This window comes from Pseudalkalibacillus salsuginis (assembly GCF_021646685.1).
Lineage (GTDB): Bacteria > Bacillota > Bacilli > Bacillales > Fictibacillaceae > Pseudalkalibacillus > Pseudalkalibacillus salsuginis.
This window is the reverse complement of the sequence record NZ_JAKJHW010000003.1, coordinates 1-26,442: the sequence shown is the minus strand read 5'-3', so window position 1 is coordinate 26,442 and position 26,442 is coordinate 1. Positions and strand designations below refer to the sequence as shown.

General features: G+C 43.2%; 15 protein-coding genes. 3 read left to right on the top strand and 12 right to left on the bottom strand.

Features of this window, described 5'->3' with window-relative positions:
* Positions 1-44: 44 nt before the first annotated feature.
* From L1611_RS09625 to L1611_RS09585, 9 genes are all read right to left on the bottom strand, one after another.
* Complete coding sequence (locus tag L1611_RS09625; protein WP_236312886.1) at positions 45-1,058, bottom strand: dienelactone hydrolase family protein; 1,014 nt, start codon at positions 1,056-1,058, stop codon at positions 45-47.
* A complete protein-coding gene (locus L1611_RS09620) occupies positions 1,048-2,913 on the bottom strand; it encodes a hypothetical protein (protein ID WP_236312885.1) in 1,866 nt (621 codons plus the stop codon). The genes L1611_RS09625 and L1611_RS09620 overlap by 11 nt, the downstream gene beginning before the upstream one ends.
* Positions 2,914-3,149: 236 nt before the next feature.
* A complete protein-coding gene (locus L1611_RS09615; RefSeq protein ID WP_236312884.1) occupies positions 3,150-3,380 on the bottom strand; it encodes an SGNH/GDSL hydrolase family protein in 231 nt (76 codons plus the stop codon).
* A gap of 788 nt (positions 3,381-4,168) precedes the next feature.
* Positions 4,169-5,737 carry a response regulator transcription factor gene (locus L1611_RS09610; protein WP_236312883.1) on the bottom strand — a complete coding sequence of 523 codons (1,569 nt, stop codon included), beginning with the start codon at positions 5,735-5,737 and terminating at the stop codon, positions 4,169-4,171.
* Positions 5,712-7,193 (bottom strand): sensor histidine kinase, encoded by a 1,482-nt coding sequence (locus L1611_RS09605; protein ID WP_236312882.1) that lies wholly within the window; start codon positions 7,191-7,193, stop codon positions 5,712-5,714. Before L1611_RS09605 ends, L1611_RS09610 begins: the two co-directional genes overlap by 26 nt.
* Positions 7,190-8,185 carry a sugar-binding protein gene (locus tag L1611_RS09600; protein WP_236312881.1) on the bottom strand — a complete coding sequence of 332 codons (996 nt, stop codon included), beginning with the start codon at positions 8,183-8,185 and terminating at the stop codon, positions 7,190-7,192. Before L1611_RS09600 ends, L1611_RS09605 begins: the two co-directional genes overlap by 4 nt.
* Before the next feature lie 757 nt (positions 8,186-8,942).
* The gene (locus L1611_RS09595) at positions 8,943-10,217 is read right to left on the bottom strand and encodes a M20 family metallo-hydrolase (RefSeq protein ID WP_236312880.1); all 1,275 of its coding nucleotides are present in this window, start codon (positions 10,215-10,217) and stop codon (positions 8,943-8,945) included.
* Between the two features lie 24 nt (positions 10,218-10,241).
* The gene (locus L1611_RS09590; protein ID WP_407681717.1) at positions 10,242-11,762 is read right to left on the bottom strand and encodes an AbgT family transporter; all 1,521 of its coding nucleotides are present in this window, start codon (positions 11,760-11,762) and stop codon (positions 10,242-10,244) included.
* A gap of 31 nt (positions 11,763-11,793) precedes the next feature.
* A complete protein-coding gene (locus L1611_RS09585) occupies positions 11,794-13,227 on the bottom strand; it encodes a M20 family metallopeptidase (RefSeq protein WP_236312878.1) in 1,434 nt (477 codons plus the stop codon).
* Positions 13,228-13,447: 220 nt separating this feature from the next.
* On the opposite strand from L1611_RS09585, the gene L1611_RS09580 reads away from it, so the two are divergent.
* Positions 13,448-14,779 (top strand): helix-turn-helix domain-containing protein, encoded by a 1,332-nt coding sequence (locus L1611_RS09580; RefSeq protein ID WP_236312877.1) that lies wholly within the window; start codon positions 13,448-13,450, stop codon positions 14,777-14,779.
* A 162-nt stretch (positions 14,780-14,941) separates the two neighbouring features.
* Here the strand turns inward: L1611_RS09580 and L1611_RS09575 are convergent, their stop codons facing one another.
* Together L1611_RS09575 and lacZ are read right to left on the bottom strand one after the other, a co-directional pair.
* The gene (locus L1611_RS09575; protein WP_236312876.1) at positions 14,942-20,065 is read right to left on the bottom strand and encodes a GH92 family glycosyl hydrolase; all 5,124 of its coding nucleotides are present in this window, start codon (positions 20,063-20,065) and stop codon (positions 14,942-14,944) included.
* 84 nt (positions 20,066-20,149) lie between these two features.
* On the bottom strand, positions 20,150-24,337 hold the full coding sequence (lacZ, locus tag L1611_RS09570; RefSeq protein WP_236312875.1) for a beta-galactosidase, LacZ type: 4,188 nt from the start codon (positions 24,335-24,337) through the stop codon (positions 20,150-20,152).
* A gap of 667 nt (positions 24,338-25,004) precedes the next feature.
* Here lacZ and L1611_RS09565 point away from each other — a divergent pair.
* Positions 25,005-25,166 (top strand): antitoxin VbhA family protein, encoded by a 162-nt coding sequence (locus L1611_RS09565; RefSeq protein WP_236312874.1) that lies wholly within the window; start codon positions 25,005-25,007, stop codon positions 25,164-25,166.
* Positions 25,167-25,718, top strand: coding sequence for a Fic/DOC family protein (locus L1611_RS09560; protein WP_236312873.1), 552 nt, complete (start codon positions 25,167-25,169; stop codon positions 25,716-25,718). It begins immediately after the preceding gene.
* Between the two features lie 90 nt (positions 25,719-25,808).
* On the opposite strand, the gene L1611_RS09555 is transcribed toward L1611_RS09560, so the two are convergent.
* Positions 25,809-26,442: IS3 family transposase (locus L1611_RS09555; protein WP_236312872.1), on the bottom strand; the 634-nt coding region annotated here is incomplete at its 5' end.

Genomic DNA, 26,442 nt, shown 5'->3' with positions numbered 1-26,442 from the left:
TATTCTCTCTCTTTAACACCATGTACAGCTCCTCTAACTTTATATTAGGCCTTTAACCAACGGTCGATAAATGAATATGCTAATTCCCTTATTCCTTCTGGGAAATCATGACCTGCATTCCCAACTAAAGGCATGAATTTTTGGTCTTCATCAAACTTTTGGTATAAATCATTCATTTCTTTTAGACCTTTCATGATAGGTTCCCAGTGCGGAAAAATATGATCATTCATACACGACCAGTTGAAAAATGGTTTTGGGAAAACAAGTGCGGCTATCTCATGGAACTCAAATGGTACATAGCCCTTTTTAATAACTTCGCTTAACATTGGTATATGGCTGAACCATGAACGATGACCCCACCTGTGTACTTCAGGATCACCTGAAAGAACACTTAAACCGCAACTTGATACGACTACTTTAACACGTTCATCTAATCCACCAAGAAAAAAGGCATTATAACCTCCAAGGGAGTGTCCGATAGCCCCAAGCTTATCTTCATCAACAAAGTCAAGGCATTGCAACAGGTCTAAACCCTGTATATGGTCAGTCAACATTTTTCCTACAGCGCTCCAATTCGAATGCTGCTCATAGAACTCTTTTGTTTGAAATGGTTCGGCGCCCTTATAGACACGCTCACCAGCGGTAATTGCATCAGGCGCTAGAACGACATATCCCCGTTCACAAAGTTCGATTCCATAATTTCGATTCTTTCTACCTTTTGGATGAGAAACATCATCTTTACCTTTAGAATCAGTCGAATGTAGAGCTAGCATCGCTGGAAATTTCTCATCTTCAATTCTTTTGGGAATAAGTAAATTCGCCGTTACCTTGTCACCAAAAGCCGTTTTGTAAGTAATATGTTGACGTTTGTATGTTCTTGTCTCTTCTGATCTATTGATTGTATATGATGTTTCTATCGGTTTTGAGAGGCCGCCAATGTAGTGAAGCCATACAGATTGTATTTTCTTTCGTTTTGCTGACCATTGTTCTAATGTATTGATTTCACTAGAAAGAGAGGGAACTCCTTGATGCAATAAATCATCTAATTTATAACTCACTTTCTTCCGCTCCCCCCTTATTTAATTGAAAACTAAATAAATGACTACCAACTGTAAAATAAAGCTTCATGTTGACAAGTACTCCACCACTTGTAATCGTATGTTCGGTAGGGTGAATAACTCGAATATCGCCGCTTAGCTTATTTATTCTTATAATAGCATGAGTTAATAGACAATACAGTGTATTCTCATTATCTATAAAGGATTTTCGAACTGGCAATCCTAGGTTGGATAGATCTTCAGTTACCAATGCGTTTTCAATATTAGAATCGTTAACGAAATAGATACCATCCGACGTGATACCATGAATACGATTATATTGATCAACTGTTATATCAACAATTGCTTCTGCACCCTTCACTGGTACTTCTTCCTTTAAAACCTGCCTAGAGCTCCAATCCATAACATAAAGTTTTGCTTCAATTGCCCTCCGTGTCCCACCACCTGGTGTTAGAATACTTGTACCTCCAATAAGATCACCATTCTTCTTTACAGCAAGCGAAATCGTACTATGGTACGGTAGCGTACGTTCATGACTTATCAGTGTCATCTTATTCATTCTTGTGTTAAAAATCCCCAGCCCACCCCCTACCATACCATAGCCAGGATAACCACCAATCACAATATGTTCCTGATCTGGATGGGAAATTGCAGTACGTGGACGGTGAATCGATTCATGGGAACACACTAGTTGGGGGTTTCTTTTTTTATCAGAGTAAAATTCGAAGGGTTCTGTGAAATCGAATTTATGCACCTTTCCACCAGCATAAGCTGCACCTATCATCGTCCTATTTTGAGTAGCAAAGGCGCCTATATTACCACCTCCCCCCTCTTGAATAGCCACTGAACCAAAATTTTCTTTCTCATCTTTACTAGGATCATATTGATAAAAGTGAAGAGGATGCATTGATGTGCCATATAGTAATCCGTTTGGTCCCTGAGTTAAAATTGAAAGTTGGGCGCCTTCAGAGTCATAGTCAATAGGTATATTTTTCTTCAGGTTTGTCTTTTTACAACAAAGAAGAACTTCTTTCGTAGTTAAGTCTAGTGAGGAAATTTCAAAGTTAGATAACGCCTGATGACACACTTGAAAACCTTCCCCTGAATAATGCGAAGGTACAACCACTTTTTTATCTATTGAGTATAATTGTCCTCCTTTTAATTGAAACCATTGTTCATGGGGGGATGGTTTTCGCAAATTCCCAGAAATGATCTGGGCATAAACATTTCCATCCTTACCTAAATGTACATACCCAGTACCTCGGCCTCTTTCCTGTAGCAATGACTTTTTCTTTTTACTAGGAGGATGGTATGCTTTAATGTCGTTATTTTCTGTACCAATTCCAATATAAACCCAACCTAGGTCGTCTACTGCAATTGTCCCAGCATATTTCTCTGTTTCATCTAATTTACCATGATTATGGAATGATTGTGTATTCGGTCTGTATTCGAGTAAAAAAAGACTAGGATATGTACATGTAAAAATCTCACCGTTTCTTCCCTCAGCCAATGCAAAAACCACCGCTTCTTCTTGTGGTAAAGGGAGTTGAATATCGATGATTACATTTTCAAAGGGATCAAAGACAATGAAAGCGTTCCCTGAACCGGTATAAAAATACCCGTTAGAATCCGCAAAACATATGTATGGATATTCATTAATACCTGAAGGGAACCTAACCTGACTACTGCTATCGTTCTCAGGATCTACAACGGCCAAAAAGCCTTTTGCTGCGATTACCAGTTTTTCTCGACCAGCATTATTTTTGCAAACTGCAGCTGTTCTTGTTTCTGTTACATTTGCCATAATTCCCAAGTCCTTCATTCCATTACCCTCCCAACTTTTAAAATAACCCATATTTTTCCTCACTGATAGATTTTTGAGATGTGGTAAGTCTTAACATACATATGGCTGCTCTCGATTAAACGATTACCTGTAATTTACCTGTATACAATTATTATTTAAGATTCTGAATTTTGTCAACTTTGTTAAATTGGTTCAATATACCTATAAATACTAATGCAAAGCAATCCAACCAAATACTATTTAATTATTTTCCCCTGCCAATTGAATTTTCCCGTTTGTCATTTTCTTCACTTTCCTGTGAAATAATTCAGTATATATTCTGCCCAAACCTGATTACCTTGTTTATTAGGTCCAGATTGATCATCATTTAAGTATTGACCAACTTCTTCGCCATCAGGCCAATTTTCCCAGTGGTTTAAAAATAAAATTTCACTATCATTAGCAAATTCTTCAATTGCTTCGACTTGAGATTCATAGCTGATAGAATCTTCAATAGGATGTGGTGGTTGAATCATCACAACTAGATTGAATTTGCTTCTTTTAATTTTCGATTCATAATACTGATACTACCTATAGTATCAGCGGTTCGTATACCTTTATTGTTGTCTATTAATACAAATGGTTCAATCGTTATCCTGTCTAAATCTTGAGCAATAAAAAGCTAAAGACTTTTCATTCGATCTTCGGCTTTTACCACCCTTTAACGGAATAACTAAAACTCAAGTATTCACTGTTGCTTTTCTTCTATGACATGTGTTTACGACAGCCCATATGGAAAAAAGAATGGTAAAACACGTTACACTTAATAATAATGATACGAATGCAACATCCCGATAATCGAGAAAATGTACCTCTACAAAAGCTATTCCCACTACCATAAGAATAATCACTGAAAAATATAGAGGATCTCCCATTCGAACCTCTTTCAAAGTTATAGACAGGCGTTTTTGTTTCACCGTCCAGATAAACATTTATTTGTTTGATATAACTCGCATCTTTTATTAAGTCTTCGATTTTCGTATTCGATGCTTTCGTAACGCTAGGATCATTCTCGACAATGTTGCCTATTTGGTATGCACTCTCCGCCTGTTCACTTGTACGTTCATTTCCGATATTTATAAAAAAGCCAAATACAGTTGTCGATAAAAGTAAAATAACGGTGCTTATAATTACAGGTGCTCCCTTGTTTACCAGGCTATTAATACTAGAGGACATCTGTTCCGCTATTCGAGTTTAGGAAGGCTTTTTAATGGTTTTTATGGAATTAAGATCTCGGGTGTCCATTGAGGCTTTTCAGTGATACTCCTCAGAACGGATGTAATACGGCACGGTATTGTTTCGGGCTTTGGCCGACATTCTTTTTAAACACCCTGCTGAAATAGTTGGGGTCTTTATATCCGACTTTGAAGCAAACTTCTTTTATACTGATTTCAGTATCCAGCATATACGCCTTCGCCTTTTCGATCCGTACATGAGTCAGAAAATCAATGAACGTGATCCCCTTCTTCTCTTTAAAAAGTTTACTTAGATAGTAAGGGCTTAATTCAACATGACTTGCAACCATTTCAAGCGTCAATGGATCACTGAAGTGCTCTTCGATGTACTCCTTCGCGCATTCCAGTTTTCCTTTCGCCTGGACCATCCGCCATGTTTGCACTTTTTCTACGATCTTCCTTAATATCCGAGTACTTTCCTCCCCAAGCTCTTGATAGGATGAAATCTGGTTGTAGGGTATAAAACGGTCCACAGGAATGCCTAAGTCGTTGATCATACGAGTAGCAATGATGAAAAACTCATTCAAAGAAGACAGTGAACGGTTCAAATCCATCGAAGTGTCGCTGGACAATTCATCCAGATAGAATTCAAACTTTTGAAGGGCACTTCTCACGTCCCCGTTCTTGATGGTTTCCAGCAGTTCCTTTTCTTTCTGGAAAGTGACTGCAGTCTCATTCTCCACAATACTTTCATCCGACGAGAACGTGTAGGTGACAATTTGATCTGATCGGATGCTCTCTAATGCATGCAAGGCTTCATAGTAGGATCTGCTGAGCTGGTGGACAGACCGGTACGGGAAACCGATCCCGACATGCGGCTTGAAGTGAAAACTCTGTTCACACTGGTGAATCAAATTCCGTATGAACGGCAGAATGTATGCTTTGAATTCGTTCTTATCCTCTCCATCGATTTGATCCGTCAGAAAAAAGAGAGGAAGTTTCTCTTCATGATTCGGGCTTAAAAGGGTCGAATCAGGGGAATGGAGATTGACATGATCCTTCAGCCATTCCAACCATGCCCTGCGATCAACTTCCCGCACATTCACCTTAACCACGAGGGCATAGCCGCATTTGAAGTTGATGTCCAGAAGCTCCCCCCATTCGTTCAAGTCCAATTCCTGAACATGGTCGACGAGTAAGGAAACCGCCCATTCAGACTGCATGAAATCCAGGGCTTTATTGAACTTACGCTCGAGCTGCTGCTTATCTTCCAGCTCCTTGCGTTGTTGTTCAACCTCCATTTGTACGCGTCGGATGGCTTCGATGACTTCCTCCTTCTTGCTCGGTTTCAGCAAATACTCTTTGACACCCTGCTGCATCACTTTTTTGGCGTACTCAAACGTATCGAACGCAGAAACCATGATGAACCGGATATCCGGCAGATCCCTTTTGATTTGCTTCACTGCCTCTACGCCATCGATTCCAGGCATTTTTATATCCATTAAAATAAGATCAGGGTGCTGTGCTTTGGCCCTTTCGATCGCCTGCCGTCCGTTCCTTGCCTCAGCAACGATCTCAACCCCTTCCATCTCTCGGCTGATCATCATTTTCAATGCTTCTCTTTCAATCCGCTCGTCATCCACTACCATAATACGCAACATACTGACCTCCCCTTTTTTCCACAGTACATGGTATTGCAATCCTGACTATCGTCCCTTGATTGACCGCCGATTCGATCTCGATATCACTCTGATTCTTGTAAAACAGCTCTAACCGTTTGACTACATTTTTCATCCCGATCCCTGTTGAGTGTCCCTGTGATTGAAGTTCTGGATTTCCTTCTTCCCCTTTACCCCCTTTTTTGAGCAATCGCTCTTTCACATGCTCCTCCATCCCGACACCATTATCCTGGATCTCGATGATCACCCGTCCATTTTCCGAATAGACGCCCAGCCTGATTTCGGCATCACTTTCGCATGACTCAATCCCGTGGATGAAGGCATTTTCAACAATGGGTTGAAGGGTTAAAATAGGGATTTCAATATCCAGACAGGTATCATCGATGTCCGTTTTGAATATGACCCGATCCCCGAACCGTGTCTGCTGGATGAAAAAGTATTCTTTCACGATCCGGACTTCATCGCGTAAGGTTGTCGGTTTATCCAGATTGCCTAGATTGTATCGGAGCAACGCGGAAACTGAGCTGATCAGATCGCTTGTCTTTTCCGAGCCTTCAAGATAGGCCATCCTAGAAATCGTGTTCAATGTGTTGAAAAGGAAGTGAGGATTGATCTGGCTCTGCAGACTCTTCAATTCCATTTCCTTCAGCAAGCGATCGAGTTCTGACTGATCCTTGATTTCCATGATCAACTCCCGGATATTCCTTCTCATCTGGTTGAATGTTCCTGCCAGGAGTTTCATTTCATCACCCGTCCGTACCTCTACATCATCCCCGGAAAAATCCCCTTTCGAAATTTTCCTGGCAGATGACGAAAGTAGGCTGATCGGTCTTGTTATCCCTCTCGAAAACCAGAGGGCGGTCAACAAGCTCAGGCAGATCGTTGTGACGAACAAGGAGATCCCCATCGCCTGCAGATAGAGGTTTTTCTGTTCCATCGCGTGGTAAAAGGCACGGTAGCTTGTCAATTCACTGTTAAGAAGGCTTAAGGTCGTATCCTGGATAAAACGTGATACCTTCGCAGCTTCATTCAAATGAAATGAATACTGATTCAAATCTTCAGCTTGAAACGCCTCGATCGTACGTTCACACTCTTCCAAAAAACTCTCAATCATGTTGTAGTAATTCGTAACAGTCGGATAATTGTCTTTATTTTCAACCTTACCAATCAGTTTCTCTTTTTCGTTCATCAATTGATCTCGCAGACTATGATAGTCATCCAAATAACGAGGGGATTTTTCGATGACATACGCATTGATCGATTCATGGACTTCGGTCGTCTGTTTCGAAATCTGATTCAGGATGATGAACCTCTCGAAGCTGTCATGGTACTGATCGATCGTCCGTTGGCTGCTGTGGTAAAGGTAGAACGTCACTCCATTCACTAAAAGGACGAGAACGGTGACAAATATCATGATCTTCGTTCTGATCCGGATCATTTCTGAAGAACCTCGAGTATTTCATTTTCCTGTAATGGCAGATCCTCTCGATGGATCACTTTCGTTTCGGTATGGTTGATTTCATCGATCGTTTTCCCCTCCAGAATCTGAACCATCGTTTCCACAGATCGATATCCCATTTCATAAGGTTGTTGGATGACGGTCGCCTCGATCTTTCCGGACTGGAGCAGCTTGATCGTCTCTGGTAGAATATCGAATCCGATCACATAGACATTGTCCGTCTTCCCCATTTGCTCGAGAACTTGTGAAATCCCGATCGCATCGAGTGCACTCGTCCCGTAAAAGGCTGTCACATCAGGGTATTCCTGTAGGATCTTATACGTTTTTTCAGCAGCCTGGATCCGTGTGATATGGGAATCTTCAATCGCAGTCACTTTTACACGATCTTGTTCTTTTATCGCATCTTTAAAACCTTCGACCCGCAGCTTTTGGTGGGTTGCGTCAAATCTACCGGTTATGATGGCGACGTTCACTTCGCCTTCCGTATCAGCCAACAGGGCTTTACCAGCTAGCAGACCCGCATAATAATTATCTGTTCCTATATAAGCCAGCCGCTCACTTTTCGGTGCGTCCGTATCGACAGTGATGACTGGAATGCCTTTTTGAATGGTGCTATTGATCAAGGGAGTGAATTGCTCTTCACTCAATCCCTGTGTCATGATTCCATCGACCTTTGCGGCTGCAGCCATTTCGATGGTCCTCATATGCTCTTCCAGATTGGCTTGCTTCGGCCCGGCATATTCAAGCGTAACACCTAGTTTTTCCGCTGCTGAACGAGCACCCTTTTCGACCAGTTTCCAATAATCATTGTTGATTTCCTCTGGCACCAATACGAGATGATAGTTCGGTTTCGTATACGGTTCTTGAGCCTGGGTCGACTCGATATTGAAGGATTTGATAGAAAAGTAGACGAAGCTGGAGAAAGCGGTTACAAAAATGACTATGAAAACGCCGATGATCAATCTGCCCATTGTGCACTCCACCCCAGAAGTTGAGTTGTTTCTACTAGTTTAGCATAAATTTTCTTAAAATACGGAAAATGACTTGGAATTTGGCTTCCATTATGTCGAATCGTTGATTGAAAGTGCCTTCAAGATGATAATAGCTATATATGATGCAATATATTGTGAAATTGTGAAGAAATTCATTTAAACTAACTGACAATAATATTTAAGTAGGAAAACATCTTGGTATTTAGGTTAATTGGGTATTTTTAATCAAAAATTAGCACCAAGTCATAATAGTAAGTGTGAAAATAGGAGGTAAATAATTTCATTTAGGGTGAATGTTTAAGCTTAAATTAATAGCTCGAATTACAGCAATAGGTTCCTATGTTCCTAAGCTGTCTTTGTTCTTTGGCAGTGATTTTCTTATGATTTGCTTTCCCTATCTTTTCTAGAATTTTATTAGCCATCTTTACGACGTTCCCTCATCAAGGTTACGTACTGAGCGTAGAGGAAATGCATAGTGGGTCTCGTCCATCGATAGAAGATACCTCCATGATTGCTTTGTCAGTATTACTGGCCCACCTCATGCATCAATCTGCAGAGCACCTCATCTTTGATTAAGTCACTAAAATAGCTGCAGCAGATGTTTCCGAACAAATGACTCATATGAGAAGAAAAATAGAAGGTAGATCGAAAAGCCACTCGAAGAAAACATCTACTTCAAGTGGCTGATCGTGCCCCAAGAACCTCTACCAGATAGAGACTCTCTTTCACCCTGAATTCAACCTAGTTTTTTGATTGAATCAAACAGCAGGTTGACTGCAGACAGCAATGTATCTTCGTTAATATCAAACTTCTCATTATGATGACCCGCAGAAAGTTCCGTTCCGAAGATACAGTAGGTTGCTTGCCCGCCATTCTGTTTAACCCGTTCCATAAAAAAGGTTGCATCCTCAGAACCGGCCGGTGTATTATCTTCGACCATGCTTGCCTCAATAGCAGGGGACTCTTCTGCACATGCACACAATACCTCTGCCAATTCTTTAGAACCCTGGGTGCTTACTCCTTCACCTACAGTCTTGATCTCGTAATCTACCTGATACATTTGAGCAGATCCCGCGATAATTGCTTCCACCTGGTTTTTCACGAATTGGTTGATTTCGGTGTTTTCCCCCCGTGTCTCAACCTTGAGAGAAGCCTTGTCAGCAATGATATTACGTCCGGAACCAGCATGCAATTCACCAACATTGATTCGTGTCGAGCCTTCTGAATGGCGGGGAACGGCATAAATGTTCAATGCTGCTGAGGCAGCCGCCAGTAGGGCATTTCTTCCCTCTTCAGGCTTTCCGCCCGCATGAGAGGCCACCCCTTTGAACGTGACATCAAGCTTCGAGGTTGCAAGGAAGCCGTTATTCGATGCAACAAAATGGCCATCAGGTACGCCTGTCCCAAGATGAGTCGCAATAAAGTAATCAACATCATCGACAACTTTAGCTTCGACCATTGACCGTGCACCGCGAGTGCCCTCCTCGGCAGGCTGAAAAATCAATTTGATTTTACCCTTTAAGCTCGATTTGTTTTCGGAAATCAACGTTGCAAGACCAAGACCGATTGTTGTATGTCCATCGTGTGCACAGGCATGCATTTTGTTTGGAACCGTCGACCTGAACCCTTCCTTTTTCGGGAAGTGGCTGTTTGCTTCCGATTCATGGATATCCAGTGCATCCATATCGATTCGGAAGGCGATCGTCGGGCCTTCTTTTTTTGTATCCATTGTAGCGACGATTCCTGTATAGCCTTCTGAAAAGTGTTCAATATAATCTTTATTCGCCCCATTTTCGAGTGCCCATTGGTAATGTGCTTTCGTCTCTTCGTGATCTGGCTTACCCATACAATACTCAGGGGACATGACTTGTTTTCCCATTTCGAGCTGAAATCCCAGCTTGTCAAGAATGGACGCCACAATGGAAGCTGTACGCATTTCCATAAAACCTGTTTCCGGATGACGGTGAAAATCACGACGCCATTCGATCAACTTTTTTTCCAAATCACTCATCATCTATTCACTCCTAGTATCCTATTATAAGAATGGATCGATCCCTGGACCAAACGGAATTCCTAAGAAGAAGAAAATCAATATCAGTACGATCCATGTCAACAAGAAACATACAGAGTAAGGGAGCATTAACGAAATGAATGTTCCGATACCCGCTTTCTTATCATACTTCTGCATGAATGATAAAGCGATGACCATGTACGGCATCAAAGGTGTGACGATATTGGTCGATGAATCCGCAACCCGGTATGCCACTTGCGTAAATGCAGGGTGATAGCCAAGCTGCATGAACATCGGTACGAACACAGGTGCTTCAAGCGCCCACTTCGCAGACCCTGAAGTGATAAGGAAATTCAATAATGCCGTAAAAATAATGTAACCTATGATCAGTCCTATACCCGTAAATTCAATATCTTTCAGAACTTCAGCACCATTTACTGCGACCCATGTTGCAATATTAGACCAGCTGAAGTATGCGATAAATTGAGCAATCGCAAAGATCAGAACAATGTAACTTGACATATCTTTCATCGACTCAGCCATAAATTTCCCAACATCTTTACTTGTCTTGATGTTTCCAACGGTAATACCGTACGTAACACCGATTGTGATAAAGAAGAAGAGAATGATAGGCACAATACCATCAAGGAATGGGGATGGGATGATGCCGCCCTCCTTATTACGCAAAGGACTATCTGGTAAAAAGATCGTCACCAGGATAATGGCCCAATATACCCCCCCTGCAATCACTGCATTTCGTAAAGCCTTACCTGCTTTTAAAGGGTCTTCCGCTACAGCTTCCTCGACCTCTTCACCCTTATATTCGCCAAGCCGCGGTTCGATGAATTTGTTTGTAACAAGGCCACCAACAACGGTAAGAACAAACACAGAAACAATATTGAAGTACCAGTTATCGACAGGTGTAACGACAATATCCTCATTGACGATTTGGGCTGCTTCCGTCGAAATACCTGCAAGCAACGCATCTGTACCTGCAATCAAAAGGTTTGCCGTAAAACCAGCACCAGCTGCTGCGTACCCCGCTACCAAACCAGCGATCGGATTACGGCCAACTTTGTAAAATACCATCGCTGCCAACGGCGGCACGAGAACCATCGCTGCATCGGATGCAATGTTACCCATGATACCAACAAAAATTACGGTGTACGTGATTAACGCTGGCGGCGATTTCAAAATCGTTTTCTTGATTGCATAATCGAGCATTCCAACTTTTTCTGCAAGTCCGATACCAAGCATCATTGACAGTACCAGTCCTAGCGGTGCAAATCCGGTAAAGTTGTCGAGCATTGACGTCAAGATGAACTGAAGACCCTCACCAGATGCTAGACTTTTAACCTGCAGCTCTTCCCCAGTACCAGGGTGTATGACTGTCGCACCAAACATATTGAAGATGGCCGAAACAATAATGACGAGGATAGCCAACGCAGCAAACAAAATAAACGGATCTGGAAGTTTGTTACCGGCTATTTCAATCCCGTTAAGGAATTTCTGCGCAATCCCCTTTTTGTTCTTTGTATTTTCCACTCTTCTCCCCTCACTTTTCAATTATTAAATATCAGCTTTGCGTTAATTTGGAAGGCTTGACATCCTCTGGAATCGGACATGAGTATGGATTCTTTTCTCTGAATGCATTGAATTCCTGTTTAACAGATTCCAGGTCTTCCTTGTTGGTCAGCACGCTAACTGCAGTAAGCGCCATTGCTTCTGCGGCCCGCAACATACCTTTATGTGCATTGCTGCTGATGCCTTGTGTCGTCATCTGCCAAGTGTGCAATGGTGTTCCCAATGCTGAAGTCGATGCTGTCAATTGGGCAGTCGGAACTACCCAGCTTACATCGGATACATCAGTTGATCCCGGAAGAATCTCATTCGTCGGTTCATATGGTGAGATGGTATCAGCCAGGAATTTTCCTTCAAATTCACTACCGTCCCCTTTGTAACCAAACCCTTTCAAAATATCCAAATAACTGTCCTTTTCGCCTTCTGATAGGGTATACCAAAGTTTTTCAGCAAAAGTGATTTCATCCTCGCTCGATTTTTCGATACCAGTCTCTAGCAGGTTTTCATACAAAATCTTTTCTAAACTGCGGTTTGGAATATAGTTGGAACATGCTTTGTCGAACTCAATTGCCAGTTCTGTTTCTGTCATCAGTGCGGCACCTTCAGCTATTTTACAAACCCGTTTATAAATTTCATCAACCTGCTTGATCTTTGGTGATCGGATTAAATAAAGTACCTCTGCCTCTGACTGAATAACGTTCGGGGAAATACCTCCAGTATTGGTAATGGCATAGTGCACCCGTGCTTCTGGTATGATATGCTCACGAAGATAGTTGACTCCTACATTCATAAGCTCGACCGCATCCAGTGCACTTCGCCCGAGGTGTGGCGAGTTTGCTGCATGGGAGGATAATCCCTTAAATCTGAAATAAACTTGATAGTTTGCTAGACTGGAAAGGCTCATGATGCTGTTTACCGGGGATGGATGCCAGGACAGTGCCACGTCCACTCCATCAAAAACACCTTCCCGGACCATGAATGTCTTTCCGGATCCTCCCTCTTCACCAGGACATCCAAAAAACTTGACGGTACCTGGGAGATCGTTTTCTTCTAAGAATTTTTTGGTGGCGTATGCTGCCGCAAAGGCGCCAGTCCCCAGTAGGTTGTGCCCGCATCCGTGACCGACATTTTTCTCTGTCGGCTCATAGGATGTATTGTTAGGCTCCTGCCCTAAGCCGGACAGTGCATCGAATTCTCCAAGGAATCCGATTACAGGAGATCCACTACCATAAGATGCGATGAAAGCAGTCTCAATGTTTCCCGCATTTCGTTCAACCTGAAATCCTGCTTTTTCACACTCTGAGGCTAAGAACTCAGCGGAGGAATATTCTTCAAATCTAGTTTCCGGATGATAGTATACGTATTTACTGATTCTCTCGAAAAGTTCTTTGTTTTCTGCTAAATATGTTTTTGTAAAGTTGCTAGCCATTGTACTCCTCCTTAAGCAGAACAATACAGAATATTCAATAAATTTTTACTTTAATTTACCTATAAAGCCTTTAACTATTTAATCGACTTTTTGGCCACCTTTTTGACATGTCGTAAATAAGTGTAATATAGTAGTTGTTGGAATTGCAACAGTTTTCGGAATATTTTATACTCCCTTTTTTGTTAATATAATTAGTGTGGCATGAAAGGAGATATCGGCTATGTATAGAATCGGTGTCATAGCTACAAAACAATCGTTGAAATGGATAAAAAAAATCGAACCCTTCGTAAACGATCAATGCGAGCTTTTTTATATGAGTTACGCTCATCCCTCTGAAATCAAACCTCTTTATTTGAAAAACCATCTTTTTTTTGACGGGATGATTTTTAGTGGTCAATTGCCTTATGTTTTAATTGAAAAAGAATGTGGAACCTTTCCTGTCCCTACGGTTTATTTCGATGTGGGCCAAAAGGATTTTTATAAAACGATCTGTAAAGTGATGGTTCAAGAACGTCAGTTTGATTTTTCTAGAACGTTGATTGATTTCATTTTTAAAGATAATCACTACCTAGGATTGAACGATTTCCTAAATAAACAACAATTTCCTTATCATTTTGGTGAATCACTCGAGGATTACAAATCGGATACGATTTATGAAGAAATGTTCGAAAGGCATCAAACATTGTGGGATTCGGGAAAAATAGACCTGTCTTTCACCAGGACCTCCGGCCTGACGGAAAAGCTGGCTGACTACGGTATCAACCACATCGTTATGTTCCCGTCAGCGGAGTCCATGCTTGAAAAGTTCCATCAACTCATTAAAGAGATCGATCTGATTCGACTGTCAGACAGTCAGATAGTAATGGGGAATATTTCGATTAGAAAAACGGAAGAGTCACCCAACAATAATCACTTGGAATTACAACGGATCAAAATGAACAAAGCACTGCTGGAATACATTGAAAACGGTGAGTATTCCTTCATCATTCAAAAAAACCTGAATCACTTCGATATCATTACATCATATGGGGATTTAAAGGGAGTCACTAATAATTTCACCAGCTGTTCACTTTACGAATATCTAAAACAAGAACTACCGTTTTCATTCAACATAGGCTGGGGCATCGGAAATACGATTGATGTTGCCAGGACGAACGCATTGCTTGCCAGCCAGTTGTCAGAAGACCGTGAAGAACAAGCTTCATTCATCATTACGGAGGATGAACAAATTATCGGTCCTTTGGGAGAGAGTAATTGTTTAACTGTTTCACACAACTTGGATCCTGAAATCGAGAAGTTGAGTCAGCAAACAGGTGTAGCTTCGCTAAAAATCAAAAAAATACTGGCAACAATGCAAAAAAGCAACACGAATGAATTTTCCGCGGATGATTTAGCTGCTTATTTAGGTGTTTCGACACGCAGCACGAATCGGATTTTGAATAAATTGGAGGAAGCTGGTAAAGCCGAGGTTGTATATAAAAAGCAGCAAAAACTACGAGGAAGACCAAAGAAGATATATAGAATAATGTTGTATATCGGAATGACGGATTAGATTTAGGTCGATATAGCGATATTAGATCGGTTCGACAAATAGGAAATAAGCAAAACTTTAATATGGAGTAACAAAAAAACCTTGGATAGCCTATGATTTTCTTTTCCATAATAAAAAACTGCCACAGCAACATTCTGCTGTGGCAGTTCAAAACCTATCAATCTATTTAATGGTGTTTTCCTTGTATAGCTTCCCAATCTGTTCGGCGGTCAATGCCTCTTTATACACCTTCACTTCATCGACTGATCCTTTCATCTGAAGTCCCTCAGGATTCCATGGGGCACCACCGATGATCAATGGATTGTCATTCGGTTTGATCGAGGTTGGTCCTGCTGGTACGTTGGCGATCTCTTTTCCATTCATATAGCCGATGATCCGTCCATCCTTTTTCCAGGTCATCGCTAAATGTGCCCACTCACCAGCTGGAATTTCGCCCTGATTGAATGAATAGCGTCCATTCTCAGCCCAGAGTTCCGGGTAGAGGCCTTTGTTGACACCAAGCACATACCCATCTCCGATGTTCGTCTTGCCGATGATCTTTTGATCCGATTCCGGGTCTTCAAGATTGACCCACAGGCCGATCGTCAGTTCATCCCCACCATCCAGGAGCTCATTGGACGATACTTCAATCCAGCCGCCATCCAGTTGCACAGCCTGGCCGAATTTCCCGTCTGCCAGGGCGGCATTTCCAACCAGTTCGCCATCATGCCCATATGGTGAATGATCTTTTACCGTACCATCGTTCTCTTCATCGAACGTCAAGGACAATACCGGCTCATCACGATACAATGCTTTCAACGTTCCAGTCAAATCGTTCAGCTCCACCTCATGGATGCCAAGCGCCACATCTTGCACTGTAAAGGACACCGTTTCACTGTCCCCTGCTTCAAGCTGGACCGTCTTCGATTCGACCAGTTCACCATCAAAATAAAAATCGAGTTGTTTTTCGCCTTCCATTGAACCGATATTGGACACGTCGGCTGAGATGGTGGCATCTTCACCAGGATCAACCTGACCCGTCACAAGGTTCGATAGTTCGAAGACCGGTACTTGTGGCACTTCCCCTTCATAAGCCCAGCCTCCCTGCTGTACTCTTTTACCGTAACGGGTGATACATTCGATCAATGCATTACCATCTGCGTTTAGCTCTTCTTTCGCATCCTCGGTGATACGGCCCGGCTTTTTCTTGTTTATCAACTTCAGGAAATCTTCGGAATGCTTGACTGCCTGATCGAAGTTTCCTTTTTCAAGGTGTTCCCTGATCTGTTGCAATTTCTCATCAAGCTGCTTCTTCAATGGGCCTTCGATTTTGCCCTCTTTAACGAACGATTGATAGATGCCCTCGAATTCGTTGAATGTTTTATGGATATCATCAAACCCGAGAAGTTCGATCTCCGCCAATGAAGTAGAAGATGCCCCCTGGTTATCCTCGATGATCAATCGGTAATACGCATATTCACCAGGGTTTTTGATTTCAAATGGTTTGGTGAATTTCCGCCATTTGAAGTCCTCGTCTGTCCGTTCATCAAGGACGGTCCAGTCGTTTCCATCCTTCGATCCGATCAGCACCCAGCTTTTCGGATCCTGCTTTTTATCATCACCGGATGTAATCGTGTACATAAGTGCCTTTCCAGACTGATCCTTGAAGTGATATTGGATCCATGGGCGCTTGCTCTCAAAAGTCAAACCAGTTCGGGAGGAATTGTCAAATAAAGCCTTCGCAACACCTTCATCACTATGGATCGACATCCCTTCTGCCTTATCGGTCAGATCTTCCATCGGATCCGGAAGCAGAGTCGAGCCATCTGTGGAAGTGTCTGTGATCGATTCTGGCAGTGCATCATCCGATGTTCCCCATTCAGACGGTTCCGGTCCCATCCTGAAGTCCAACGTGGCGCCTTCTGCCAGGACGTCATGCGGAATGGAGAGCTTATCATATGCCTTGCCATTGACTTTCAAGCTTTGCACATATTTGTTCTTATCGCTCACTTCAGGTGCCCGGATAACGATGTCTTTCCCGTTTTCTAGATGGATAGTCATTTTCTCAAAATAAGGTGCGCCGATTGCGTACTCCGGAAGCCCCATTTGAAGCGGATAGAATCCAGCGGCACTTAAAAGGTACCACGCAGACATTTCGCCGTTATCCTCATCGCCTGGATAACCTTGTCCGATTTCACTGCCGATGTAAAGGCGTGACAGGACTTCCCGCACCTTTTCCTGTGTCTTCCACGGTTGGCCGACGTAATTATACATGTACGGAATGTGATGGGAAGGCTGGTTGCTGTGCCCATACATACCCATTCTTACATCCCTCGCCTCGCGCATTTCATGGATGACTCCCCCGTAATGGCCAGGATGCAGCGCTGTTTCAGGGGTTGAGAAGAACTGATCAAGCTTGTCTGTCAATCCATCCCTGCCTCCATAGAGATTGGCGAGCCCTTGTCCGTCCTGAGGGACATGGAAAGCCATGTTCCAGGCGTTCGTTTCCGTATAATCGCCGCCCCACTCCTCAGGATCATAATCTTCAGGTGTCGAACGCCATTCCCCAGAAGGATCTTTCCCCATAAAGAATTCGACATCCGGGTTGAACATGTTCACGTAATTTTTCGCCCGATTGATATAGTATTCGTAATCCGTCTTCACCTGTTCATTGGACGGATCTTTTTCAGAAAGTGCTTTTGCCATATTGGCGATAGCGAAATCATTGATATAACCGTCCATCGCCCACGACATGCCTTCACCTGTCGTATTGCTCGTGTACCCATCGAATATGGATGTGGCCAACCCTTTCCTGCCGACACTCGCATCTTCACTAAAGACAGCCGCGTTTTTCACTGCTGAATCATAGAATGCCTCGACATCAAAATTACGGACACCCTTCAAATACGCATCTGCAAAAGCGACATCTGAGCTCGTCCCGACCATCAAGTTGGCATAACCAGGAGAAGACCATCTGGAGATCCAGCCGCCATCTTTATATTGCTGGACAAACCCATCGATCATTTCACCTGCCTGTGTCGGGGTGAACAAAGTATAAGCAGGCCAGGAAGTCCGATACGTATCCCAGAAACCGTTATTGATGTATGGTTTTCCCTCTACAATTTTCGCCCCAGTTTCTGTAGCTGTGTTTTCCTCAACTGGATCTGAAAAAGGACTTGCATATTTGTATTCAGGAGCACCCTCTGTCCCTGTGTTTTCATACCCGATGTTCGGATACAGAAAAAGCCGATACATGTTGGAGTATAGGGTCACAAGCTCCTCTTTGCTAGCCCCTTCGACTTCGATGATGCCGAGTTTGTCATTCCAAAGCTCTCCGGCACGCTTTTTAAGATCGTCAAATTGATCGTCTTCTTTCATATCCTGGGCCAGGTTCTTTTTGGCCTGATCAACACTCAGCAATGACGTCGCGATTTTCATCGTCACGGTTTTATCGTCATCGGATGTATCGAAACGGAAAAAGCCGGACACATCATCTCTGCCCTCGCCCGTCAATTTGCCGCTTTCAATGACAGGTTCATCAAACTCTGCATAGACGAACATCCTTGTCGCCCCTGCCGAAAGGCCGCTCCGGACATCTGTAAAACCAGAAAGGCTCTGGTTGTCAGGGTCTAGCGTAAGCCCGCCATTATTGTTCACATTGTCGAAAATGAGGTTCGATGTATCACCTGGAAACGTGAAGCGGAACATCGCCGCTCGATTTGTCGGTGTCATCTCGGTCTTGATCCCATTTTCAAACGTCACACCATAATAATGGGGTTTCGCGATTTCATTCTCATGCTTGAATGTTAGAGCCCGCTTTTTACGGTCCGCTGATGGCTCATTTGCCGTCGAAGCAGAAGGCATCACCTGGAAGGTTTGACGATCCCCCATCCACGGGCTTGTTTCATGGCTTAGTGAAAATGCCTGGATTTCCGGCAGGTTGTCGCTGTTGTTCGATTGCTGGTAGCTGTACAGCCAGCTTGTCGAGCCTGCGTTCGTTACCGGCGTCCAGAAGTTGAACCCATGCGGCACCGCAACGGCAGGAAAATTGTTTCCCCTTGAAAAAGTCGAATTGGAATTCGTCCCGCGCAGGATATTGACATAATCCACCGGGCTTTCATACATTTCTTTGTCTGGATTGTCATCGATTCTAATATCGTCGATCGATCCCTTGAAAACACCAGGTCCTTCATTTTTATCATAGGCGACTAGGATCCGATCGATCGTCTTCCCTTCTGCCACTTCACCGATCGAAGCACGTTTGACGTTCCATTGGTTTGGATAGAGGGTTTTCGATTCACCCTGTGCCTGCGGGTTCAATTTTACGCCGTGCTGGTCCCGTCCATCCAGATCGCTCAGATAAGTACCATCTGTAAAAGCAAGGTCGACAGATACATATGTACTGGAATAATCCAAATGATCCTTGTCAGCGAATTGGGGATGGATCATATAGGAAAGGGCTGTTTCCTGTTCCACCTTAAGGTTGACATCGACGATTTTATTGTAGGAATAAGCTCGTCCATCCGCCTCATGCATTCCTTCATATGTCAATGTCTTCTTCCCTGTCCAGCCGACATTCGTCTTTCCAGTGTAACTGTTCGTCGGGCCATCTCCCAGTTCCGTTGTCATATGATCGGATGATTCTGGTGGTGGGGCATCAATCCCGTTTGATAAGGCGATTTCCGCTAGCTGCGTAAGTCCGTCGCCAGCATTTTCAGTAATATCGAACTTATAATGGGTATAGCTGTCTTTATTCTCGAATTCATAGATTTTACGTTCAAAACGTTTTTCAAAACCTTCGTCTGTCCGGCTGTCAATTTCTGTCCAATCTTCACCATCATTCGAGCCATAAAGCTTCCAATTCTTCGGATCCCTTCCCGGTGCGTCATTCGCTGAGGTGAAGGCGTATTTTACGATATTGACCGGTTCAGGGAACTTGAACTGAAGCCAGGCCGTCGGTTCAAAGGCAAGCCATTTCGTTTGGGCGCTCCGGTCAACCAGGTTGGCTTCGATTTCATTCGGCGGATTGTTTGCGCTTGCCGTCACTTCCTCCACCTGGTCCGTGATATCCCCTTGGATCATATCGTAAGGGACATACCCGGATACTCCTGATGCCTTTTCTTCCCCTGAAGGATCGATTTCAACGGTATTTTCCCATGTCAATGGGGGATCGCCTTCTTCAAAAGAGGTGAAAAAATCGGCTCCGGTGTCCTCTTCGGCTGAAGCGGTCTGCCTGCCAGGAATTGAAAACATCGGGATCAGCAAGCTGAAACATAAAAAAACTGAAAAGAAATTGCTTTTACTCATCTTATCCTCCCAGAAAGATTCGTCTTAAAAACCTATTTTCCTATATATGAAGGGCTGCAAAAGGCAGCCCCTCAAATTTCAGATTCAGTGGATGATGTTGAGCTGGGCGGTTTTCGTTTTCACTGTCTTGCCATTTACCGTCACTTCTGCCCACACATCAATCGATTCAACATTGTCTACATCGGTTTCCAAATATAAGAGTTTGTTTTCATACTGGGTATCGAAACTGACCAGTTCAGGATGGCTGCTGAAGTACTCTACAGTAGTATCGGCAAGATTCAGAGGCTTTCCGTCACTCATTTTTCCGGTGACGATCATCTCCGTCAATTCCCCTGGTTTGATCTCGACAGGAGATAATTCCAGGTTGGCGCTTTCCAGGGTTGCTTCGTTCTCTTGTCCTTCCACTGTCAACTTCGCATCTGCCCACGCACCGTGACCGTGTCCGATGCCGTCCCCAGCTTCCTTCATGACCAGCTTCAGCTCTTCTTTTCCTCGGATATCCAGGCTGATGAACTTTGCCGGTGTACTCCGTTTCATCCTTTCCGTCTCGAATACTTTCTCGCCATCCAGCCACACCTCGAATTGGAAGAAACGGCCATCCCTGTTCGCGTGCTGCTCGACTCCGACATAGGTTTCAAACAAATCAAAATCCCATTCCGAAAGATCATAGACGATTTCAGAATTCGCATGGATCCCTAATCCTTTTTCATAGATGACTGGTCCATTTTCACCCATCAGCGTAATCGGAGGACCTGCTATGGATTGGTCTTTATTGACGGTGCCCCATCCAGTTGTCGCAGACTCCCAGCTGATATCACTTAGATGAAGATAGGAGACTGGTTCAAATTCGATCGTGTAGGTTTCACTCAAAAATCCATCGGCAGTCGATACATGGATTTTCGTTTTCCCTGGCAGTTGTTCAGCTTCTTCGATTTCAATTGTGAGATCGTCCCGTGCTGGCACGACTTCCACTTCAGGGACAGACTGCTCTATTGCTGCAGAGAACGTCTTCTTATATTTCGTAATGTCCGAGTGGAACTTTTCAAGGGATTCGCCATTCACTTTGATATCCTTCAACAATTCCAGGTCGATTTGCCGTTTGCTCAAATCCATGGCGGATTGGCCAGCTTCAATCGGCTTCAACGTATAGTTATACGAATACGTCTGGTCGGCATAAAGCATATATTGCGGCAATGCCGTTCCGCCCCAGCTGTTCCAGACCCCCATTTGTTTATGGTTGACCGTCAATATGATGTCATCGAGTTTTTCCAGGTCATGAGGATGTGCAGCCTGTTCGATGTCGTCCTCTGCATAATGAAGTGCAGAAAATTCGAACTGAGGCAGCCCTCCTACCATCAATCCGGATCCATCATCATTGGTCAATGTCACCCATCGGACATCGGTTTTGTTACCGGATTCCTGCGGGCGGGGGTAATGGAAGAACTGCTCGTCCACCGTACTGTTATAGACGTCTACAGGTGCGTCGTCTTTACGGTCCCAGTAGGTGTCATGCATACCGCGGCCATACCAGGTTAAGTTTTCAAATTGTCCAGGAAGCATCAGCTCCATGCCGACTGCAGGGATCTCTGATAGTGAATTGTCCGGTTTTACAGTGCTCCGGACGACCACCTCCCCGCTACCATAAATGAAGTAGCCGAGCCTATATTGGGAGTCGCCTGTTTCAGGGAGGGCAGCATCCACCTGGATATGGACGACCTTGTCATTGATCTCCCTTACTGAAATATCGTTTACGGCCATGTCCCGTCCCGCATATTGCCATGGACCATTCCTGCTCAACATGCCGTTCATCAAGTCATTGTCGTTCCGCGGGCGCCAGAAGTTCGGCCTCGGGCCTTGTTTGAATAACTCTTTGCCTTTATGTTTGAAAGAGGTGAGCGTTCCGTGTTCCTTATCAAATGTAATTTCAAAAGACTCACCCGTCACCTTTACGGACGATTCCTGATCATCTACATCGATCGCCGGCATGTTTTCCGTATCGAACCCAGGTGCTTCGGGAGCATCATATGGCATTTTGAATTGATGATGAGCGACCTCATGTCCCTTCTCAGCCCATGCAGCATCTTCCGGCAATGTAAAGCTGAGGTCGACCCAGTATTCCGTTCCAGGTTCCAGCTCCGGCTTTTCGATTGGGAGCTTGATTTCCTTTGTCTCACCACCTGGAAGTTCGATGTCCAGCTTTCCTTCCTGAAGGACTTTACCATCGGCTTTCAACGTCCATTTGCCATCGAATTCCTTCAGGTTCGTGAAAAGGTTCTCATTCCATAGTTCAATCTTGTTGTTTTCCAGATCTGTATTTTTCACTTTGATATTTTGATAGACCGCTTTGACATCGTAGAGCTCTGGCTGTGGTGTCCGATCCGGATTCAACAGTCCGTTCATCAGAAAAATACCGTCATTGGCATAATCCCCCCAGTCGCCTCCATAAGAAAAGAAGGTGTCTCCTGTATAATCCTGAGAGATAGGCAGTCCATCAATACCACCATCAACCGGCAGCCTCAACGACTGGTCGACAAAGTCCCAAATGAACCCGCCTTGCAAGTTCGGATACTTGTCGATCAGTTCCCAGTATTCCTTGATGTTCCCGACGCTGTTCCCCATTGCGTGGACATATTCACACATGATCAACGGGCTCATGCTGCCAGACTTCCCATGATTTTCGAGCGTCGAAAGGCTTGGATACATGTAACTTGTAAAATCAGCGAGACTATTATCCTGCTGGAAATGGAGCAGGCGCGTCGAGTCATACTCCTTGATCCATTCTGAAGCATCCTTAAATACTTGACCTGAACCCACTTCATTCCCCATCGACCAGAAAATGACGGACGGATGGTTCTTGTCCCGCTCCACCATCGTTTTGATCCGATCAAAGACTACCTTACTCCAGTCCGGATTGTTACCCGGAAACGGTCTCATGTCATGGGATTCATTATTCGCTTCATCAAGAATGTATAATCCATATTCATCCGCCAGCTCATAAAACCTCGGATGGAAAGGATAATGCCCTGTCCGGACTGCATTGATATTGAATTTTTTCATGAGCTTGATATCTTCAAGCAATTGTTCTTCCGTCATCGCATATCCAGTGTCAGGATGAACCTCATGACGGTTCACCCCTTTGATGACGATCGCCTTGCCATTGACCTTCACCTGGCCGTCTTCGAGTTCAATCTCCCGGAACCCGACTTTATTGCTGACGGTTTCAATCGTTTCTCCTGAAGGATCCTTCAAGTTGAAGACCAATGTATACAAGTTCGGCTTCTCTGCTGACCATTTCAACGGATTTTCAACAGGAATCTCCTTGGTGACAGCGTTTTCATTTTTGATGTCGATCTTAACCGGCTTATCGAATACAGCCCGATCATCTGTATCATAAAGCATGGCCTCGACCTTATAATCTTCCAATCTATTTTTCTCTGAATAATCGACGACATCCCCGTTGATCTTCAATGTCGTATCTTCATACGACTCATCCAAATTCGTTTCGATTTTTAAATCATTGAGATGGACGTCCGGCGTGGAATAGAGGTATACATCTCGGAAGATCCCGCTCAGATCGATCATGTCCTGATTTTCCAACCATGCCCCATCAGACCATCGGTACACTTCAACGGCAAGGGTGTTCTCCCCAGGCTTCAAATGATCAGTGATGTTGAATTCAGCAGGAGTGAAGCTGTCCTCACTGTAACCGACCCTCTCACCATTTACCCATACGTAAAAGGCCGACTTGACTCCCTGGAACGAAATAAATGTCTCCCGCTGTTTCCAGTTGCCTGGGACAGTGAAATCATACCGATAGGACCCAACTTCATTATGCTCCACAGGTACTTTAGGCGGTGCGATCCGTCCATGTCCCTGCCACGGATGGCGTTGATTCAAATAAATGATCTCCCCGTATCCGTGAACCTGCCAGTTGCTCGGTACAGGAATCGTAGCCCAATCCCCATCATTGAAGTTTTCCTTGTAAAAATCCTTTGGCCGCTCATTAGGGTTCTCAGACCAGTTGAACTTCCAATCGCCATTCAAGGATTTATAGTATCTGGAACTCTCTAAATCTCCCTTGACAGCCGTTCGTACATTATTGAAAGGAATTGTCTTGACACTTGCAGGTTCCCGATTCACTTCAATTGTTTCGGGAGTCCCATTCCACTCCAAAGGACCGTCATCCTGTGCAACAGCGGCAGAGGAATGGCTGCCGAGCATCCCAAGGACCATAAGAAAAACAAGAACAAATAAACCTTTCGTTGGCTTCAACACTGTTTACCTCCTTAATTTGTAATGAAGAAAAGCAAATAAGTTTGCCCACCCCCATGACTTAGTTAATAAATTTAATTTATAAAGTGCATTCATGTTGCCTAGGATTCGCTTATATATTATTATCCTACTTTGATGTCATTCAGTAAAATCGATAATTCTCCAATTTTTTCGGAACTTAAGTACTTATCTGCGACTAACTACCCGGTAAGTCAATCTATCGGTGTCGAATTTTGATAGATTTTTCGGATACTTACAAGTTAAACACAACATATTTCCTGTTTATTTAAAAATAGCAAATCATTTACATGTTGATGGCGAAAAAGCCGCAAATAAGATGTTAAACGCAATCGTTCAACACCTACTTGTGACAAGAATCGGTAGGAGAAAGACTATAGTCCGCTTTTCTTTTTCGACATTCATTAGGCTCCATTCGAAACACATGCTACGCAAGAATCCTGAAGTAGAGCCTTTATTAGAAAGAACCTAAAGGGAAGCATGAGAACCGTCCCCAATCGTTAAAAATGATGTACACCGTGGATTGTTGTATAATGGAAGTAGTCATGAAGTTCTATGTTCGTTAATAAATATCTAAATGAAAGGATTGTTTCCTGTGAGTCTTGTCCAGAATGGTAATACTCTAATAACTGGAAAGCGGGTAAGAGGTATGAAAAAGGAAGAACGCATAAATAAAGCTGTTCGTTCTGCCAAAGCTTCTTTAGCAATAGAAGGAATGCACCTAAGTGATAAGGAAGAATCCTTAATTAAACAAAGATTAAACGGAGATATCTCTGAAAATGAATTCAAGAAGAAGGTTATGGATTATTAAATGGATAAGTACAACCCTCAATCGAAATATTGTTATGAAGGAACCAATGTCCTAATCAATAAACTAGGTATTCAAGATGAAGACAAGCTCAATCAAGCTGAAAGGATTCTTAGTGGTAGACGATTGGCTGAACTTCATCTTGAACCTTTGCCTGGTAATTTCGATTTAGCACATTTGCGAAATATACATAAGTTTCTATTTCAGGATATATACGACTTTGCAGGAAATCCCCGAGATGAACAAATCACCAAAGATAGTACTCCCTTTGCACATCCACTTCACCTAATCGAAAATTCAAATGCCCTTTTTAAACAGCTTAAGGAAGAAGCATATCTTTTGGACTTAGATGTAGTCCAGTTTTCTGATCGTGCAGCTTATTATATGGCTGAAATTAATATCCTTCATCCCTTCAGAGAAGGAAATGGAAGAACCCAAAGGGAATTTATCCGTCAATTAGCATTAAAAAATGGATATCACCTGGACTGGGACAAAATTAATGGCAATAAACTGCTCGAAGCTTCCATTAAATCTTCTACGACCATAAGGACCTAAGTCAAATTATACTCACAGCAATTAAGAACTTATAAAAAAACGTTGAGAGGCTGTGAACTGACCCAGTAGAATGGAACACGAAAAAAACACCTATGCTGCCGCAACCCTGAATTCAACGGGACTGTGGCAGTTTAATTTAATAAACGGTCGTATATAGTTGTAATAATACATGTACGAATGTACTTTTTCTAGTACAATAGAATTTGTTAGGTTCACCCTTGATTGGGTGTTGAATTCTTCCGACTTTAGCGAGGAGTGGAAGGATTCGATTACGGCATTATCAAAGCAATTTCCTTTACGGGACATGCTTGTGGTAATGCCTTTTTCTTTAGCTAGCTCCTGAAAATCATAGGAGGTGTATTGGGCACCTTGATCACTGTGTAAGATGACTTCATGGGTCTCTCTTCCTCTACATGCTGCTTCAAGCGTATCAAAGACGAGGCTAACCTCTTGTGTATCACTTACCTTATAGGCAATGATCTCGTTATTAAACAAGTCCATAATCGTAGATAGATATAGCGTTTTCTCTCCATAAGTTAGATAGGTAATGTCCGTTACCCATTTTTGATTAGGTTTTTCGGCTAAGAAATTTTGATTAAGACGATTAGGAACTACGATCTTGCTTTCACCTGCAATATAAACTTTCTTTTTCACCTTAACTCTGCATTGGATCTGGTATTTCTGCATGACTTTTTGAACGGTTTTACGATTCACTTTAATCTTG

Excerpts from the sequence above, each read along its gene's own strand:
- L1611_RS09620 (WP_236312885.1), bottom strand. The coding sequence starts at position 2,913 with ATGGGTTATTTTAAAAGTTGGGAGGGTAATGGAATGAAGGACTTGGGA.
- L1611_RS09560 (WP_236312873.1), top strand. The coding sequence starts at position 25,167 with ATGGATAAGTACAACCCTCAATCGAAATATTGTTATGAAGGAACCAAT.
- L1611_RS09575 (WP_236312876.1), bottom strand. The coding sequence starts at position 20,065 with ATGAGTAAAAGCAATTTCTTTTCAGTTTTTTTATGTTTCAGCTTGCTG.
- L1611_RS09600 (WP_236312881.1), bottom strand. The coding sequence starts at position 8,185 with ATGGGCAGATTGATCATCGGCGTTTTCATAGTCATTTTTGTAACCGCT.
- L1611_RS09585 (WP_236312878.1), bottom strand. The coding sequence starts at position 13,227 with ATGGCTAGCAACTTTACAAAAACATATTTAGCAGAAAACAAAGAACTT.
- L1611_RS09565 (WP_236312874.1), top strand. The coding sequence starts at position 25,005 with ATGAAAAAGGAAGAACGCATAAATAAAGCTGTTCGTTCTGCCAAAGCT.
- L1611_RS09580 (WP_236312877.1), top strand. The coding sequence starts at position 13,448 with ATGTATAGAATCGGTGTCATAGCTACAAAACAATCGTTGAAATGGATA.
- L1611_RS09595 (WP_236312880.1), bottom strand. The coding sequence starts at position 10,217 with ATGAGTGATTTGGAAAAAAAGTTGATCGAATGGCGTCGTGATTTTCAC.
- L1611_RS09610 (WP_236312883.1), bottom strand. The coding sequence starts at position 5,737 with ATGTTGCGTATTATGGTAGTGGATGACGAGCGGATTGAAAGAGAAGCA.
- L1611_RS09605 (WP_236312882.1), bottom strand. The coding sequence starts at position 7,193 with ATGATCCGGATCAGAACGAAGATCATGATATTTGTCACCGTTCTCGTC.